Here is a 15,620-nt window from a genome sequence, read left to right on the forward strand (position 1 = left end):
CGGCTGTCAGACCGGCGGCTGTCTGTGCGCGGCTGTCTGTGCGGCGGCGGTCAGGCCGACGGCTGTCTGTGCGGCGGCGGTCTGTGCGCCGGCTGTCCGTGCGGGGGGGTGGCGCCTTGGCCCTCCGAACCGCAGCCGTCATCACCGGCTCGGACGGCCCTGACACCACCGACCAGCTCCCGTCCGCGCAGGGCGCCCGACGACCAAGGCGCCCGACATACTCGGGCCCGCCGCTGCCGACCGGCCGGATGAAGATCGAGGCGGCGGCGCCCGACAGCGCCTCCCGCCTGCTCTCGTCCCCGAACAGCCGGACCGCCCGCCCGAGAAGGAGTCCCGAGCCCGCCGTGAGCACCTCCGACCCGCATCGGGGCCGCCGGACCGCATCCGCCGACTCGGCCCCGCCCGTCGCCGTGCTGCCTCGCCCCACCCGACTGCGGCCGCGACATCTCATCGTCGGCACCGCCGCGCTGCTGGCGGTGGTCACGGTCTCGGTGCTGATCGGCGCGGTCGACCTCGGCCCGACACGGGTGCTCGCCGAGATCGCCGCCCAGTTGACCGGCGGCGTCTCCCCGCTGTCGGAACGAGAGGCAGCCATCCTCTGGCAGCTCCGCGTTCCGAGGGTGGTGCTCGCCTGCCTGGTCGGCGCAGCGTTGGCTTCGGCAGGTGCCGCGTTCCAGGGTGTCTTCCGCAATCCCCTGGCGGACCCGTACCTGCTCGGTGCGGCTGCGGGCGCCGGGCTGGGCGCCACACTCGCGCTCACCGTTCTGCCCAGCACCGCAGACTGGGTCCTCGGCCCGGTCCAACTGGCGGCCTTCATCGGCTCGCTGGGTGGCGTCAGTCTGGCCTGGCTGCTGGGCCGATCGGCGGCGGCTGGGTCGGCGACGCTCGTTCTCGCTGGTGTCGCGGTCGCCTCCTTTCTGACGGCGGGACAGACGCTGGTGCAGCAACTGCACACCGAGGATCTACGGCGGATCTACGCCTGGGTGCTCGGCGGGGTCAGCACGACCGGCTGGCACGACGTGCTGCTGGTCCTGCCGTACGTGGTGTTCTGCTCTGCGGTGTTGTGCGCCTGCGGACGGCTGCTGGATCTGCTCGGAGTCGGCGATGAGGAGGCCACCGCCCTCGGGGTGCGACCCGGCCGGGTACGCCTGGCCGTACTGGTCGCGGCCTCGCTGGCGACGGCCGCCGCCGTGTCCGTGGCCGGACTGATCGGCTTCGTCGGCATCGTGGTGCCGCATCTGGTACGGCTGATGGTGGCGAGCAGTTACCGGGTGGTCGTGCCGCTCTCCCTTCTGGGCGGCGGCGCGTTCCTGGCCGCCGCAGACGTGGTGGCTCGAACGGTGGTCGCCCCCGCCGAGCTGCCTATCGGAGTGATCACCGCCTTCGCAGGCGCCCCCTTCTTCGCCCTCATACTGCGAACGAGGAGTCGAGGATGACGGCACTGAGCATCACCGGCCTGACCGTGAGCTATCGGACCGGCCCGGTGTTGACCGATGCGGTCGCCACCGTCGGCGTGGGCGACTGGCTCGGAGTGATCGGCCCCAACGGCGCAGGCAAATCGACCCTCCTCAAAGCCGTCGCCGGCCTGGTGCCTCATCAGGGCTCGGTGACCGTCGATGATCGCCCGCTACACACGATGACCACTCGCGAGCGAGCCAGGGCGATCGGCTACTCCCCGCAGATCCCCCAGATCCCTCCCGGCATCTCCGTCACCGACTACGTACTGCTGGGCCGCGCCCCGTACCTGCCCGCGCTGGGCAGGGAGGGCCGTCGAGATCTCGCGGTGGTCGGCGATGTGCTCCTGAGGCTGGACCTCGTGTCGCTGGCTGATCGCGAGCTGCGAACCCTCTCCGGTGGAGAACGGCAACGGGCCGTGCTCGCCAGGGTGCTCGCCCAACAACCCCGCCTGCTCCTGCTGGACGAGCCGACCACCGGCCTCGACGTCGGCCATGCGCAGGCACTTCTGGAGCTGGTGGATCGGCTGCGCATCGAGGACGGGGTCACCGTCGTCAGCACGCTGCATGATCTGACCCTCGCGGGGCAGTACTCCACGCGCCTGCTCCTGTTGGATCACGGGCGGGTGGTGGCGGACGGCGCACCTCAGGACGTCCTGACCGAGTCGCTGCTCGCCGCGCACTATGACGCCACGGTCGCCGTCGTGACTGCTCCCGATGGCAGCCGAGTCGTCGCCCCGGTCCGTGGTCACACGACGGGGCCGTGACAGGCCGTGCCCCATGCTCGCATCGGTCGTGTCGGGAACATGGAGTTCGGCCCGGTTTCAGCAGATCGCCCGCGCCGTGCCGGACTCGGTCGAGACGAACGAGCGCCGTGTGCCGGGACGGCGGGGCAGGCCCCGTACGGCGACCACCGCCGGCTCTTTCCGAGCGGGAGTGGACCCGGACATCCTCACCGGGTGGCGAACCGCACCGGCACGGACGTCGATCAGCACCGCCACCATGACGCAGGCCGAGCCGAAGGGGACCGGACGTAGCGATATCGACGCACGCCGTGTGCACGCCGACGCAAGGTTGGCGGGCGGCCACGCGCGACGAACGCCTGCGGTCGGCGTGACGCCGTGGCTCGGGCCGCCCGCCGGGCGCAGGCTCTCGGCGGCCGCCAGCCGGCTGCGGAGCACGAAGATCGTCGAGCCTGCGGGGAGGCGGCGGATGCGTCGAGCCGCCTCGGCGATGTCGGAGACACGGCAGTCGATCGTGCAGCGCCCCGTGCAGGAGGCGACACAGGCGATGCAACCGGGAGGAGCGCGTCCCGGCCACGGCACGGGCGGGAGCACCGCGAGAGCCGACCCGGCGCCGGAGGCGATCGAGAACAGCATGGGTACGAAGTCGACGGGGAGAGACGGCGTGGGAGGCGCTGTGTTCTGACATGATTCGATGATCGAACACGTGTTCGATCATCGCAAGATATCGATCGAGTGGATCTCTGTCCGCTGTTGCCGTCATCGGCCCCACCAGCGACGAGAGAGCACGCAGGGTGCAGCACGAACACTCCGGCCACGCAGGGTCCAGGACCATCCGGCCCCAGGCCGGGAAAGGCGCCCACGGCGGCGACGAGCCGGGTCGAGGCCGACACCCACTCGACAGGACACGGCACCACGCTTCGCCGTCACCGGACGCACCCTGCCCACGAGAGGCATCGAGGCGCTCGAGCCTCGAAACCGAGGCGCATCAGCGTGCCTGCCGCGTCCGCGGCCGATCTCGGCAGACGACGGCGATCATCTCTCCGAGGCGGTCCCCTCCATGATCTCCTGCCTGTCAGGAACGTCGTGGCCCGAGGTACTCGTTCGCCACCACGATCGCCCCGCTGACCTGCGACGACTATCACAGCAGGTGCCGAGATGGTCATAGCGAGGTGGGCAACGCGGCGTGCGCGGGGACACCGAGACGTACCGGCCCGTTCAGAGACGTCCGCCGCCGGTCGAGCCGGAACGAAGCCGCCTGCGAGACGCAGGGAACAGCCGACCGACGCTCCGCATCACGGTAGCTTTGTCACCTTCGTCGGGTCACGGGAAAGCGTCGCGGACCGCGTGCACGTCAAGGAGGTCGGATGAGGCGTGGAGTCCGCCGCCACACGCGTCGAGACCGCCTGCACGCTGACCGCTGGGACACGGTGCGGCCCGAGCGCCGAGTGCTCGCCATCACGCGAAACGTCACCACCGTCGACCGGCTCCTGGACGTGCTGCCGCTGTTGTCGGCAGATCGTCGGATCGAGATCTCCTTCACCGTGAACCACGGCTCCGCGTTCGAACCGGGACTGCACGAGTTCCTCAACGACATCGGTGCAAAGCTCCGCCCCTGGTCGGAGGCCGTTCGCGAGGATTTCCACCTGGCGGTGGCCGCCAACGTCAATGCGGGAATGCGGGGATTGCGCTGCCCGTTGATCGTGCTGCCGCACGGCGTCGGCTACAACCGCGTCGTGCCCTCGGCCACCGGCGATCACGTCTCACCGACCGGCCTGTCCCGGCGCGAGCTGATGCACCGCAGAAGGCTGATCCCCTCGGTGATCGGGCTGTCCCATCCCGAGCAGCTCGATCGGCTGGCCCGATCCTGTCCGCCTGCGCTCGCAGCGGCTCGGGTGATCGGAGATCCCGCACATGACCGGATGATCGCCAGTCTGCCCCGACGCGATCGATATCGGCAGGCGTTGGGCCTGACCACCGGGCAGCGGCTCGTGGTGATCAGCTCGACCTGGCACGATCAATCCCTGTTCGGCACCTGGCCGGACCTGCCGGACCGGCTGACCGCAGCACTGCCGATGGACGAGTATCGCGTCGCACTGGTCCTGCATCCCAACATCTGGTCCAAGCACAGTCCGTTCCTGGTGCGTTCCTGGCTCCGCAACGCCATGGACGCCGGACTGCTGGTGATCCCGCCGACCGACGGTTGGCGAGCTGCGCTGATCGCCGCCGACTGGGTGATCGGCGACCACGGCTCCGTGAGCGTCTACGGCGCGGCCCTCGGCCGTCCCGCGCTGCTCGCCGCCACGGGCGAGGGCGAGATCGCACCCGGCGCTCCGACCGCGACGCTGGGCCGAGGCCTGCCGAGGCTGGACCCGGCTGGCGATCTCTTGGGGCAGTTGCAGGAACTGGCATCCCGACACCGCGCGACCGAGCAGCACGCGCTCACTGAGACGGTGCTCACGGCGCCGGGGTCGGCGCATGCCGCGCTACGCAGCACCTTCTATGAACTGCTGGGCCTGTCCGAGCCTGCCCACGCCGCCCGATGCCCCCCGATCGGATTACCTCAGCCGGAGGCCGGGGAGCCTCCGACGGCGTTCCTGGTCGACGCCACGGCCCCGGACGCGTCAGGTGTCGTGACGATGCACCGCTATCCGGCGCTGCTGGACGCCGAACAGCCCGGCGGGCCGGTCGACCCGATGCTCGTGGTGGAGGACGACGAGGCCGATCCTCGGCTGCACCAGAGCGCGGACCTGGTGGTGAGCCGCAGCCCGGTTCCGACGGACGAGGCTGACGAGCGGGCAGCCGAGCTGGCGGGGCGTCATCCGGGGGCACGGGCTGTCGCGGTGACCGTGGCCGACGGCGGCGGCTGCCTGATCCGATCCGACGACGGCCGCACCGCGCTGGTGCATGATCGGAGTTCGCCCGGTGGCGTGCTCGATCCCGTGCTGACGGCGGCGGGCTGGATCGCCGCCTGCTCAGCGGCGACAGACCCGCCTGCGGAGTGGGGCATCCGCCTCGGCACGAGGGTTCGACTGCTCGCAACGGGCTCCCCCCCCGGACGCTTTCACCCGGGTCGGCTGTCGACGGGCCTCCCGACACTCCTCCGCCAGAGTCCGCCGCCGATCCGCTCGACGGCTTGGCGGTGCCGCCGAGCAGTTGATCGGCATGGCCTGTGTCTCGGTGCGGACGGACCGCGAACAGTCGAGCAGAACGGACCGCGGTCGATTCGGCCAGACCGGTCCGCAGGCAGGTCACTGATCGCCGACCTCAGGCTCTCGCGCCGACGACGCGTCCGCAGCGCGTCGGGCACCTCGGGCGCGGTGGCGCTGCTCGGCCGACGAGGGCATCGACGTCGAGTCGATGGAACTCGCCGCCAGCTCCTCGAGCCGTCGACGATGCACCTCGGCGGCGGCGGTGTCGCCGAGTTCGGAACGAATCTCCCCCGCCGCGCGCCGCGCCTCTGCCTCCCGCCGAGACAGCCCGAGCGCGCTGGCGGATGCCGCAGCCGCCTCGAACTCCGCGACCGCCGCTGCCGACCGCCCCAGCTCGCGCAGCGTATGTCCCAGCATGATCCGCAGCTTGGCCGCGATGGACCCTTCTCCCTCTAGTCCCTGAATCCGTTGCAGGACCCTCGTCACCTCGTCGACCGCCTCGTCGAGGCGTCCACAGCCGTACAGCGCCTCGGCCAGGTGATATGTCTGCACCGCGACACCGTGTAGATCCTCCGCTGCCGCGTTGGCCGCCTTCGTGCGGCGGAACACCTCCACGGCGTCGGCGAACCGTCCCGAGGCACAGTGCACCAGCCCGGTCGACTCCAGCACGGCGGCCTCCACCTGGGCGTGCCCGGCGGATCGAGCCGCGACCAGTGCGTCGACCAGTTCGCGCCCTGCGGCGTCGAGTTCGCCGAGTTCCAGACGTGCCCGGCCGAGCTGGTTGTGCATTCGCGCCAGCGCCGCGAGATCACCACACCGCCGGGCCGCCTCGACGCCGAGCCGGTGTGACTCGATCAGGTCCGCGTGATGTCCCCGTTCGTGGTAGAGCTGCCACAGCGCCTCGCAGAACTGCCAGACCGCCTCGTCCATGCCCAGCCGGTCGGCGAGACGGACGGCCGAGATCAGGTTCACCCGTTCCTGATTCAGCCACTGCCAGGCCCGGGTTCCGTCGGCGAACACTCCCGCAGCGCCGGGTTCGGGACGGGCGAGCCGCAGGCGGGTCGGCGCCATGGTCACGTCGGCGGTCTGGACACCCAGCAGATACCAGGCCACTCCCCTGGCCTGCGCGGCCGCACGCTCCGCAGGAGATCCGTCGGCCGTCGCCTGTGCTGTGGCGTGCAGCAGGACCAGGGCATGGAACCGGTACCGATCCTCGGCGATCTCGGTGAGCAGGTGAGCCTCGCACAGTTCTTCCAGCGCGTCGTCGAGGTCCGGCTCCGCCAGCTCGGTGAGCACGGCGGCCACCTCGACGCCGAAGTCGGCACCGGGATGGTCGGCCAGCCGCCGGTACGCCTGCCGCGCCGTCGGCGACAGCTCCGCGTAGGCGGAATCGAGGTGGGCCTGCATGGTGACCTCCTCATCCGACGCGCCGCCGAGCAGTCGGCTGCCCTCGGTGAGCCGAGCGATCAGCCGTGGCAGGGAGCTGCGGCGCCGGGCGGCGAGCCCTCGACCCGCCACACAGAGCGCGAGAGGGAACCCGCCGCAGAGCCGGACGAAGTCACCGAGCTCGTCCGGACGCAGGTCGGGGCGGATCGCACCGAGCAGCTCTCCGACGAGGGCGATCCCGGCGTCCTGACTCAGCGGCGGGACGGGCAGCGGGCGCGCTCCCCGCACCACGAGGCCGCTCAGCTGCCGACGACTGGTGATCAACACCAGCCCCGTGCCGGAGGCGGGCAGCAGCTGTCTCGCCTCCGCGGGCTGCAGCACGTCGTCCAGTATCAGCAGGACCCTCCGGTCCGCCGTCCTGGCACGGTAGGCGTCCAGTCTGGCGCCCAGGCCTGCGGGCACCGCCTGGCCCGGCACGCCGAGGGAGCGAAGCAGGATGCCGAGGACGTCGGCGACGTCGACGCCGCCCCGATGGCGCAACACGCCGAGGTCCACGAACAACGTGTCATCGAACAGATCGCGATGTCGTCGAGCCCAGTGCACCGCCAAGGCCGTCTTGCCGACCCCGCCCGCGCCGTGGATCACGACCGATCGAAGGCGATCCCGCAGGGCGTGCTCGGCATGATCCGACAACAGAGCCAGCTCCGCCGCCCGATTGACGAAGTACGGCGGGTCCAGCGGCAGCCTGCCCGGTCGTTCGAGGGTGACGACCGGTGTGTGGAAGTGGACGTGACCGATGCTCCCCGCCTGAACGACCTGACCGGCGGCGGACCCGTCGATTCGGTTCGCGGCCGAGCCGTCCGGGCTGCCGATGTCCGACTGCTGCATGAGCACCGCCTCCGCACCGAGGATCACGGCGGTTCGCCCGCACAAGATCGAGACTGCTTACGGTGACGATCAATCTACGCCACGAATCCGAGCGGCGGAGCGCAATCAAGGGTCTGCAGGCGACCGGCGCAGGTCGGGGCGCGGCCGTCGTCACGCCGCGCACCCTCGATTCGCCGCGATCATCCGACCCGCCGAGGCCGGACGGGCCTCGATCAGGCCAGCATGTCCAGCGCGGCTGCCTCGATGGTCGCCTCGTCCACCAGCACCCGTTCGGCGGCCCTGCCGAGTGGAATGAAGCTGTCCTCGCTGGTCACGCGTCGAAGCCGCCCGTGGAAGCCGTGGTCGACGAGCGCGGTCACGACCCCTTCGGACACACCCCCGCTGCGCCGTGTCTCGTCCACCACCAGGACCCGGCCGGTCGCCTCGGCTTCGGCCACCAGGTCTGCGACCGGCAGCGGCGCCAGCCAGCGCAGGTCCACCACGCGCGCCCCGACGCCCTGTTCCGCCAGCCGGTGGGCCACCCGAAGGCTCATCCGCAGTCCGTTGCCGAAGCTGACCAGGGTGAGGTCCGGGCCGTCGCCATAACGGCGGGCCCGCCCGATCGGCACCGCTCCGGCGGGGCTCGCCGGTACCGGATACGGCGCCGCCCAGGCACCGTCGCCGTCTTCGTACAGGTCACGAGTGTGATAGAGCGCGATCGGCTCGAGGAAGACACACACCGCGCCGTCGACACGAGCGGCGGCGACGCAGGTTCGCAACATCGCGGCCGCGTCATCCGGCCGAGACGGCGAGGCCACCACCAGGCCGGGCACGTCCCGGAGTGCCGCCACCCCGTTGTCGTTGTGGAAGTGCCCGCCGAAGCCCTTCTGATAGCCGTAGCCCGCCACCCGCACGACCATCGGGTTCCGGTACTGCCCGGCGGAGAAGAACCGGAGTGTCGCGGCCTCGCCTCGGAGCTGATCGGCGGCATTGTGCAGGTAGGCGAGGTACTGGATCTCCGGGATCGGGAGCAGGCCTGCGAGGCCCGCACCCAGTGCGGTGCCCAGCACGCTCTGCTCGTCCAGCAGCGTGTCGAAGACCCGGAGCCTGCCGAATCGCTGCCGCAGCCCCTTCGTGACGCCGTAGACGCCGCCCTTGCGCCCGACGTCCTCACCGAAGACGAGCACGCCGTCGTCTGCGGCGAGCAGGTCGGCCAGCGACCGGTTGACGGACTGGGCGAGGGTGAGCGGGCCCTCCGACTCCGGGAGTCCGTCCGGAAACGCCGCCGCGCGGCGCGCGACGGGCGCCGCCGACGCCGCTCGCCGCGCCGTCTCCGCCGCACGCGGCAGAGCAAGGGGACGGACGATCTCCGCCGCCGAGGTCAGCTTCGGCAGCGTGACCGCCTCCGCCGCGACCGCAGCGACCTCGGCCCGCAGCTCCTCGTAACGGTCGAGGAGCCGACCCGGCGTGACGACGCCCGCGTTCACCAGCAGGCGGGCCGTGCTGGTCACCGGGTCTCGTGCGTGGTCGGCCAGGATCTCCGTCCGGCTGCGGTACCCGGACTCGAGGTCGGAGCCCGCGTGACCCATCAGCCGCACCGTCGACAGCCGCAGGAACACCGGACGCCGCTCGCTGCGCACCCGGTCGACGGCCGTCCTGGCGACCTCGAGCGCGGCAGGCAGGTCGGAGCCGTCCGCCTCCAGGTACTCGAGGCCGGGGCGGTCCCGGTGGCTTCGGCCGATCCAGCCTGCCGGGGTGCGAACGCTGATCCCGATGCCGTTGTCCTCACAGACGAACAGCAACGGCAACGGCACGCCCTGGTAGGCACAGTGCATCGCGGCGTTGATCGCCCCGGTCGCCGTGGAATGGTTGGCCGACGCGTCGCCGAGACTGCAGACGACTACCGCGTCCGAGGGCCGGTCGGTCGCGACGCCGATGCTCTTGGCCCGCTCCAACGCGAAGGCGAGGCCGACGGCACGCGGCAGATGCGAGGCGATCGTGGAGGTCTGCGGGATGACGTCGAGATCTCGGTTGCCGAAGACCTTGTGCCTGCCGCCCGAGATCGGTTCCGCCGCTGCCGCCACGACGCCGAGCAGCACGTCCCGCAGCGGGCGCTGCCCCGGCACCTGGGCGGCGCGCTCCAGGTAGAAGGCGCCGGAACGGTAGTGCAGCAGTGCGGGATCGGTCGGCCGCAGCGCGGCGGCCACGGCCGCGTTGCCCTCGTGACCGGACGATCCGATGCTGTAGAACCCCTGGCCCGCCGCACCGAGGGCGCGCGCGGCGAGATCGAGGTGCCGACTTCCGGCCTGCGCATCGAAGAGGCTGAGCAGCCGAGTACCGGTCACGCCAGGGTGGCCGGGGATCGGCGCGTCCGGGTCGACGGGGTCGACGGCGGCAAGCCCCGCGATCTCGGTCAGGAAGTACTCGTCCACCGGGTTCTTCGTCACACGCACCCCTCGCGCAGGCCGGGCCGGATCTCGACGGCCGCGCAGCCGCTCGGCGAGCGGTGGCCGTTCTCCACTCCAGCATGGTCGCCGCAGGCGACGCCGTCCAAGGGTCCGCAGCCGACCAATCGGTGGGTCTCAGCCGCAGCAGCCCTTCACTGTCCGGCGTGTCGAGGCGCGGTCGTCTGCCGACCGGGGTAGCGGCGGGCCCCGTGTCGGACGACGGCCGGGCAGTGGCCCGCGACGACGAGCCCGGCGAAACGGACCCGGCGGCTACCGGCTGGCTCAGGAGTGCGCCTCGTGCAGCACGGCACAAGGCAGTTCCGCGCTGACCTGTGCCAACCGCTCCAGCATCAGGGGAAGCAGCGGGTTGGTGTTGCCGGGACGGAACAGCGCCAGCACCCGTCGACACGGCTGCCAGCCGACCAGGCGCAACACGCGCAGCGACTCGTCGCTGATGGCCAGGCCGGGCAGCAGGGCAACGCCCAGCCCGCGCGCGACGAGGTCCCGGACCACCCCGTAGTCGTTGCTCCGACACACGATTCTGGGCACGAAGTTCGCCGAGGCTGCCAGCCTGGTCAGCGCCCGCGCGCCTGCGGTGTCCTCCCTGGTGCAGATCCACGCGTCGTCAGCAAGCTCGCCGATGCCGATCTCCTCCTGCCCGGCGAGGCGATGATCGGCGGGCACCGCCAGTCCGAGCACCTCGGTGAAGAGCTCGACGCGGGACAGCTCCACCGGCCAGGACCGGGGGTCGAGGTCATATTCGAAGACCACCGCCGCGTCGAGCGTGGCGTCCAGGACCCCGGCGAGCACCTCGTCCGGTTCTCCCTCGTCGAGATGTACCTCCGCACCGGGCCGGTCGGCCACGACCGCGGCCAACGCGGCAGGCAGCACTCGCGCGTTGGCCGTGGCGAAGCTGCCGATCCGCAGCCTGCCCCGATCGCCGACGACCATCGCCCGCACCTCGCGTTCGAGCTGGTGCAGCGCCCCGAGCGCGTCCCGGCTGCGCACGGCCAGCAGGTCGCCGACGGCGGTGCTGCGGACCGACCTCGCCGACCGCTCGAACAGCGGAGCACCGACGGCCCGCTCCAACAGCATCATCTGCTGCGACACCGCCGAGGCGGTGTAGCCCAGCGCCCGCGCGGCCTCGGCGAACGAACCGGTGCGCACGCACTCCTGCAAGGTCCGCAGGTGGATGGGGTTGAGCACCCCGAGGATGCTACGGACGCGAGCCGTCGGAATCGGCGTGTGGGGCGGCTACAGGACGGGACGATCGTCGAAGAGCCGCCACGCGGGCAGGCGCACGGCCGTCCTGCCCTGTTCGGCGTCGGTGAGCAGGGCGAGCCGGGCAAGTCCGGCCTGAAGGTGATCGGCCGCCGCCTCGGGTCCGTGTCCCCGGTCGAGGGCCACCGCGATGCTGCCGCCGTCCCGCACCACCTCGGCGTCCACCGGGTAGCCGCCGAGTACCTGCCGTAGTCGCGGAGTGCCCGGTTCGGACCTGAGTCGCTCATACATCAGCTGCATGAGGTCGTCCAGCGACTCATCGGGCGTGCCGCCGGACTGGTCCGACTCAGCGACGGCCGAGAGCTCCGCCGCGATCCCCGGCCTGTCCCGCCAAAAGGATCGGTCGCCGACCACGAGGAGGTTGGCCTTCGCCCGGCTGATCGCCACGTTCCACAGGGTGTGCTCCGCCTCCAGCCACGCCGTCGTCGTCGACTTCATCAGCGGCCCGGCGACCAGCGAGAAGACGATCACGTCGCACTCGCCGCCCTGGAAGGTGTGCACGGTGCCCACCCGGACGCGGGAGTATGCCGTGAGCTGCTTCTTGAGCAGAGCCGTCTGGCCTGCGAAAGGCGTGACGACGCCGATGGTCGCCTCGGGCGGCAGCCGGCGAAGGAGGTAGTCGACGGAGCGTTCCACCATGGACGACTCCGCCCTGTTCTGCCAGGACCCGCCCGCAGACCGGGACGGCTCACCCGGCGCATCCGCCCAGATCACGGCCCGGCGATCGGCGAGTCCCCGAAGACGCCGAACGTCGGTCCGCACGTCCAGGCCACCCCGATAGAACCGGGTGTTGATCAGTTCGGCGATCACCGGGTGGCAGCGGTAGTGCTCGTCGAGCAGCAGTGCCCCGCCCGCGGCCCGTTCCAGCGCGGCGAAAGCCGAGTACCGGTGATAGGCCAGCTTCCGCTCGTCGAGCCAGGAAGAGCGAAGCCCCACGGCTCGCCGGATGTCGGCCTCCGTGCCCGCTTTGAGCGTGGTCACCGGCTTGAGCTGCATCGCGTCGCCGATCACCAGGGCCCGCCTGGCGCGGAAGAGCAGCGGCAGGACGGCGGGGATCGAACACTGGCTCGCCTCGTCGATGATCACCAGGTCGAACAGCCCCGCCTCGGTGGGGAACCGGCGTGCGCTCAGGGCCGTGACAGCCCAGCCACGAACGTGCTCGACCAGCTGGGCCACCTGACTCCAGTCGCTCCGTTCTCCCGAGGCGACCGTCTGCAGGAGATCCTGAATCTGTCGTCGGCCGGTGACGGCGTCGGTGGCGACCACCGCCGCCAGCAGTTCCCGGGAGGCCGTGCGGACGGCGTCCTCGCGACAGGCAGCCTCGGTGGCCAACGAATCGTCCTCGGCGAACGTCGTGGCCTGTTCTCGTGCCGTTCGTAGGCGGAGTTCGACCTCCACGACCTCCGCGAGCAGCTCGCACGTCGACGCCGTGGCCTCGCCCCGCCAGCCCAGCGCGCGCAGCACGCGCCGCCTCCGCAGGCCAGCGAACCATCGGGCCCCGGCCGCCTGCCTGGCTCGCACCGCCCATTGCTGCGGTCTCGCCACCGCGTCCAGCAGGCTTGACAGTGCGGGGACGTCGATTTCGAGCCGGTCGAGGAGTTTCCTGCGTCGCATCGACAACGTCAGCAGCCCCTGCTCGGCCGCCGCCTTCGCCCCCAGCTCACCGATGACCTCCGCGAGATGTGCCGAGGCGCGGCGCAGTTCGGCGCGGGCCGTCGCCGTGCTCGTGGCGCCCCGCTCCAGGCTCGCCAACGCCGTGAGGCTCTGCTGTTCACACCGTCGTTTCTCCTGGCTCCCGGTGCGGACGATCGAGTCGGAGACCAGTTCCTTGCAGCCGTCGGCCACCTCGTCGACGGCGGTGTTGTTGCTGGAGGCGACGAGGACCTTCTCGCCGTTGGCCAGCGCCGTCGCCACCACGTTGACCACCAACTGGGTCTTGCCGGTGCCTGGCGGCCCGGTCGCCACGGTCAGTTGCCTGCTCATCGCGGCTTCCAGGACCCGCCGCTGCGCCCCGTTGAGTGGCTTCGGCGCGACCACGTCTCCGGTGAACGGAGCTGCCGCGACCGGTGGCTGGGCAACGTCCGGCCACAGCGCGCCCAACGCAGTCCCGGCGATCTTCGGCACAGGACCGAGTTGGGCGAGGTCCTTGTACAGCCGGCTGTTCGGATCCCATTCCGTGCGCTGGAGGTACAGCACGGCGGCGTTGCGGGCGCCGTCGCTGGGGACGCGTAGATCGATCCGGGGATCGAGGTGGCCGGGGCGCAGCTCCTGGACGCACTCCAGCTCGAAGTCGTGCATCAGGTGGTGTCGGATGTCCTTGACCAGCTGAGACTCCATGCCCGGCTGCCAGGTCGGCCGGTAGGTGTCCAACAGCCGATCGGCATCCTCCGCACCGAGGACCGCTTCCGCCAGCCCGCGATGCGGCAGCACCGGGCCGGAAGGCTTCAAGCGGAGACCGGCGTCCGAGGGCACCACCTCGACCTCGCGAATGAACAGCGGCGCGAACATCGGGGGTCGCAGAGCTCGGCCGTCTCGTGACCGCAGGAGGGCGACGGCGGGATAGCCGTACCAGAGCTTGTCTCGCTCTCCCGCCTTCGCCACCAGATCCGCCGCTGCCGAGGACAGCGGGATCATCTCGTCCTCGTCGAGCCTGCCGGTGAGAATCCGCTCGGCACCGGTGAGACAGACGGAGCGGCTCCCCACCTGGTCGACCCGCAGCAGGTCCGGCTCGACCTCGGACAGGGCGAGACAGTCCTGGTAGTACTCGAGCAGCTTCTTCCCGCTGCCTTCGTCCGGCTCCCCACGAGTCTTCCCGGCGCCCGTCGCCGAGCGGCGCGCCGAGCCACGGGGAAGCGGCGGCGCGGGAGCCAACGCGGGCCCGCGATAGGCCTTGGCGAACTCGATGACCCCGTTGACGTGCAGGGTCGAGGTCATCGGCGTCTGTACCGGAACGACACCCCGCATCTGCTCATCGACCCAACGACGCAGCTCGTCGACCGTGACCCTGCCGTCGCCGTCGAAGTCGGCCGACCCGCTACGCAGCGCGTCGAGGATCTTCCCGGTGAACACCGAGGGCAGCACTCGGCCCGCATCGCTCCTGCCCTGGAAGGAGGCCTCGGTGGCGTCGGAGGACGACAGAATGTAGACGGCCCGGCTGGTCAACGGGCTCCCCCGCTGCGACTTCGCGTGGCTGGTGGCGAAGTCCAGGGCGAAACCGCCACTGTGACAGCAGTCGAGGATCGCGACCTTCTGCCGGGCCCGGCAGAGTTGCAGATGATCATTGACGTAGGAGGCGCCGACCGAGGTGATCGTCAGCAGATCCCCCGGTTCGGTGTCTGCCGCGACGAAGTGGAACTCACCCTGGGCTGTGGTGCGCACGCCGTGCCCACTGATGTAGAGCAGCGCGAGGTCATCCGGGCCGAGGGGACCGAGGAAGTCCTCGATCGTTCGCCGCATCTCCGGCGCCGAGGCGTCGAGGAGGACCCGCACGGAGTCGAACGCGCCGATCGCGGGATGTTCCAAGAGCGGCGCGAGCTGCTCGACGTCGGCCCTTGCCGACGGCAACGGCGCGAAGTCCGGGCTCGAGTGCAGCTCGGTGCCGATCAGCAGGGCGTGCCTGCGCGGCGGGCCACTCACGGGGCGTCCTGGTCGAGCCAGCGGGCCAAGACCCGTTCCTGCGACTCGTCGAGGTCACCGGGAATTTCGATGAAGGACTCGCCTCGAGTGATCCGGATCGTTCGATCGCGCCCCTGCCTGGAATGCCAGGCGCGAATCTGTTCGACGACGATCCGTCCGGTCGTCTGTGTGACCGAGGCAAGGAAGAGCCAGAGCGCGGCATCGGCGATCACGGCACCGCCCTTGGCACCGTCCGGTTCGGCAGCGGGTTTCTCCGCAAAGCGTGCCTCGACGCCGTCCAGTCGCTCGAGTTCCACACGAAGCGACCTCAACAGGCGTTCGACGATCAGCGGACTGTCGTCGGAGGTGAGACGCACTTCTAAGCTCGGATTCACGACGGACACCGAAGGCACCGCACCTTTCCCAGATGAGCCACGGCAATGGCATTGAACTCGCGGAGTGATAACGCGCGACGCAGCGGTCGGCGGCGATCGCGGGATGTCGAGTAAGAAATGGTACGCAGCGCCGACGACCGGATCTCTCGCAGGTCGATCTCGACCAGAGAACACAGAGCCGACAAACGCGACATGCCGAAGAAATGGTTTCGTCGTCAATTATCTCCGTCGCCCTGTCGTCGCCGTGGTGATCGGGCGGCCACTCCGCCTCGGTCGGCAT

The 15,620-nt window shown here is 70.8% G+C and carries 8 protein-coding genes; 3 read left to right on the forward strand and 5 right to left on the reverse strand.

Features of this window, described 5'->3' with window-relative positions:
* The first annotated feature begins 344 nt into the window (after positions 1-344).
* From UA74_RS21415 to UA74_RS32275, 3 genes are read left to right on the forward strand one after another with little or no spacing between them, the layout of a single operon-like run.
* Complete coding sequence (locus UA74_RS21415; protein ID WP_404799947.1) at positions 345-1,436, forward strand: FecCD family ABC transporter permease; 1,092 nt, start codon at positions 345-347, stop codon at positions 1,434-1,436.
* Positions 1,433-2,221, forward strand: a complete 789-nt coding sequence (locus tag UA74_RS21420; RefSeq protein ID WP_075741857.1) for an ABC transporter ATP-binding protein — start codon at positions 1,433-1,435, stop codon at positions 2,219-2,221. The genes UA74_RS21415 and UA74_RS21420 overlap by 4 nt, the downstream gene beginning before the upstream one ends.
* A 13-nt stretch (positions 2,222-2,234) precedes the next feature.
* Positions 2,235-2,882: a hypothetical protein gene (locus UA74_RS32275; RefSeq protein WP_157434358.1), complete on the forward strand. Its 648-nt coding sequence runs from the start codon at positions 2,235-2,237 to the stop codon at positions 2,880-2,882.
* A 2,566-nt stretch (positions 2,883-5,448) separates the two neighbouring features.
* On the opposite strand, the gene UA74_RS21430 is transcribed toward UA74_RS32275, so the two are convergent.
* The 5 genes from UA74_RS21430 to UA74_RS32280 form a co-directional block, all read right to left on the reverse strand.
* On the reverse strand, positions 5,449-7,668 hold the full coding sequence (locus tag UA74_RS21430; RefSeq protein ID WP_157434360.1) for an NB-ARC domain-containing protein: 2,220 nt from the start codon (positions 7,666-7,668) through the stop codon (positions 5,449-5,451).
* A 167-nt stretch (positions 7,669-7,835) separates the two neighbouring features.
* Positions 7,836-10,049 (reverse strand): thiamine pyrophosphate-dependent enzyme, encoded by a 2,214-nt coding sequence (locus UA74_RS21435; RefSeq protein WP_075741861.1) that lies wholly within the window; start codon positions 10,047-10,049, stop codon positions 7,836-7,838.
* 282 nt (positions 10,050-10,331) lie between these two features.
* Positions 10,332-11,255: a LysR family transcriptional regulator gene (locus UA74_RS21440; protein ID WP_075741862.1), complete on the reverse strand. Its 924-nt coding sequence runs from the start codon at positions 11,253-11,255 to the stop codon at positions 10,332-10,334.
* Positions 11,256-11,303: 48 nt separating this feature from the next.
* Positions 11,304-14,966: a caspase, EACC1-associated type gene (locus UA74_RS21445; RefSeq protein WP_075741863.1), complete on the reverse strand. Its 3,663-nt coding sequence runs from the start codon at positions 14,964-14,966 to the stop codon at positions 11,304-11,306.
* The gene (locus UA74_RS32280; RefSeq protein ID WP_157434361.1) at positions 14,963-15,559 is read right to left on the reverse strand and encodes a hypothetical protein; all 597 of its coding nucleotides are present in this window, start codon (positions 15,557-15,559) and stop codon (positions 14,963-14,965) included. The genes UA74_RS21445 and UA74_RS32280 overlap by 4 nt, the downstream gene beginning before the upstream one ends.
* Positions 15,560-15,620 lie beyond the last annotated feature (61 nt).

The sequence above is a fragment of the Actinoalloteichus fjordicus genome (assembly GCF_001941625.1).
GTDB lineage: Bacteria > Actinomycetota > Actinomycetes > Mycobacteriales > Pseudonocardiaceae > Actinoalloteichus_A > Actinoalloteichus_A fjordicus.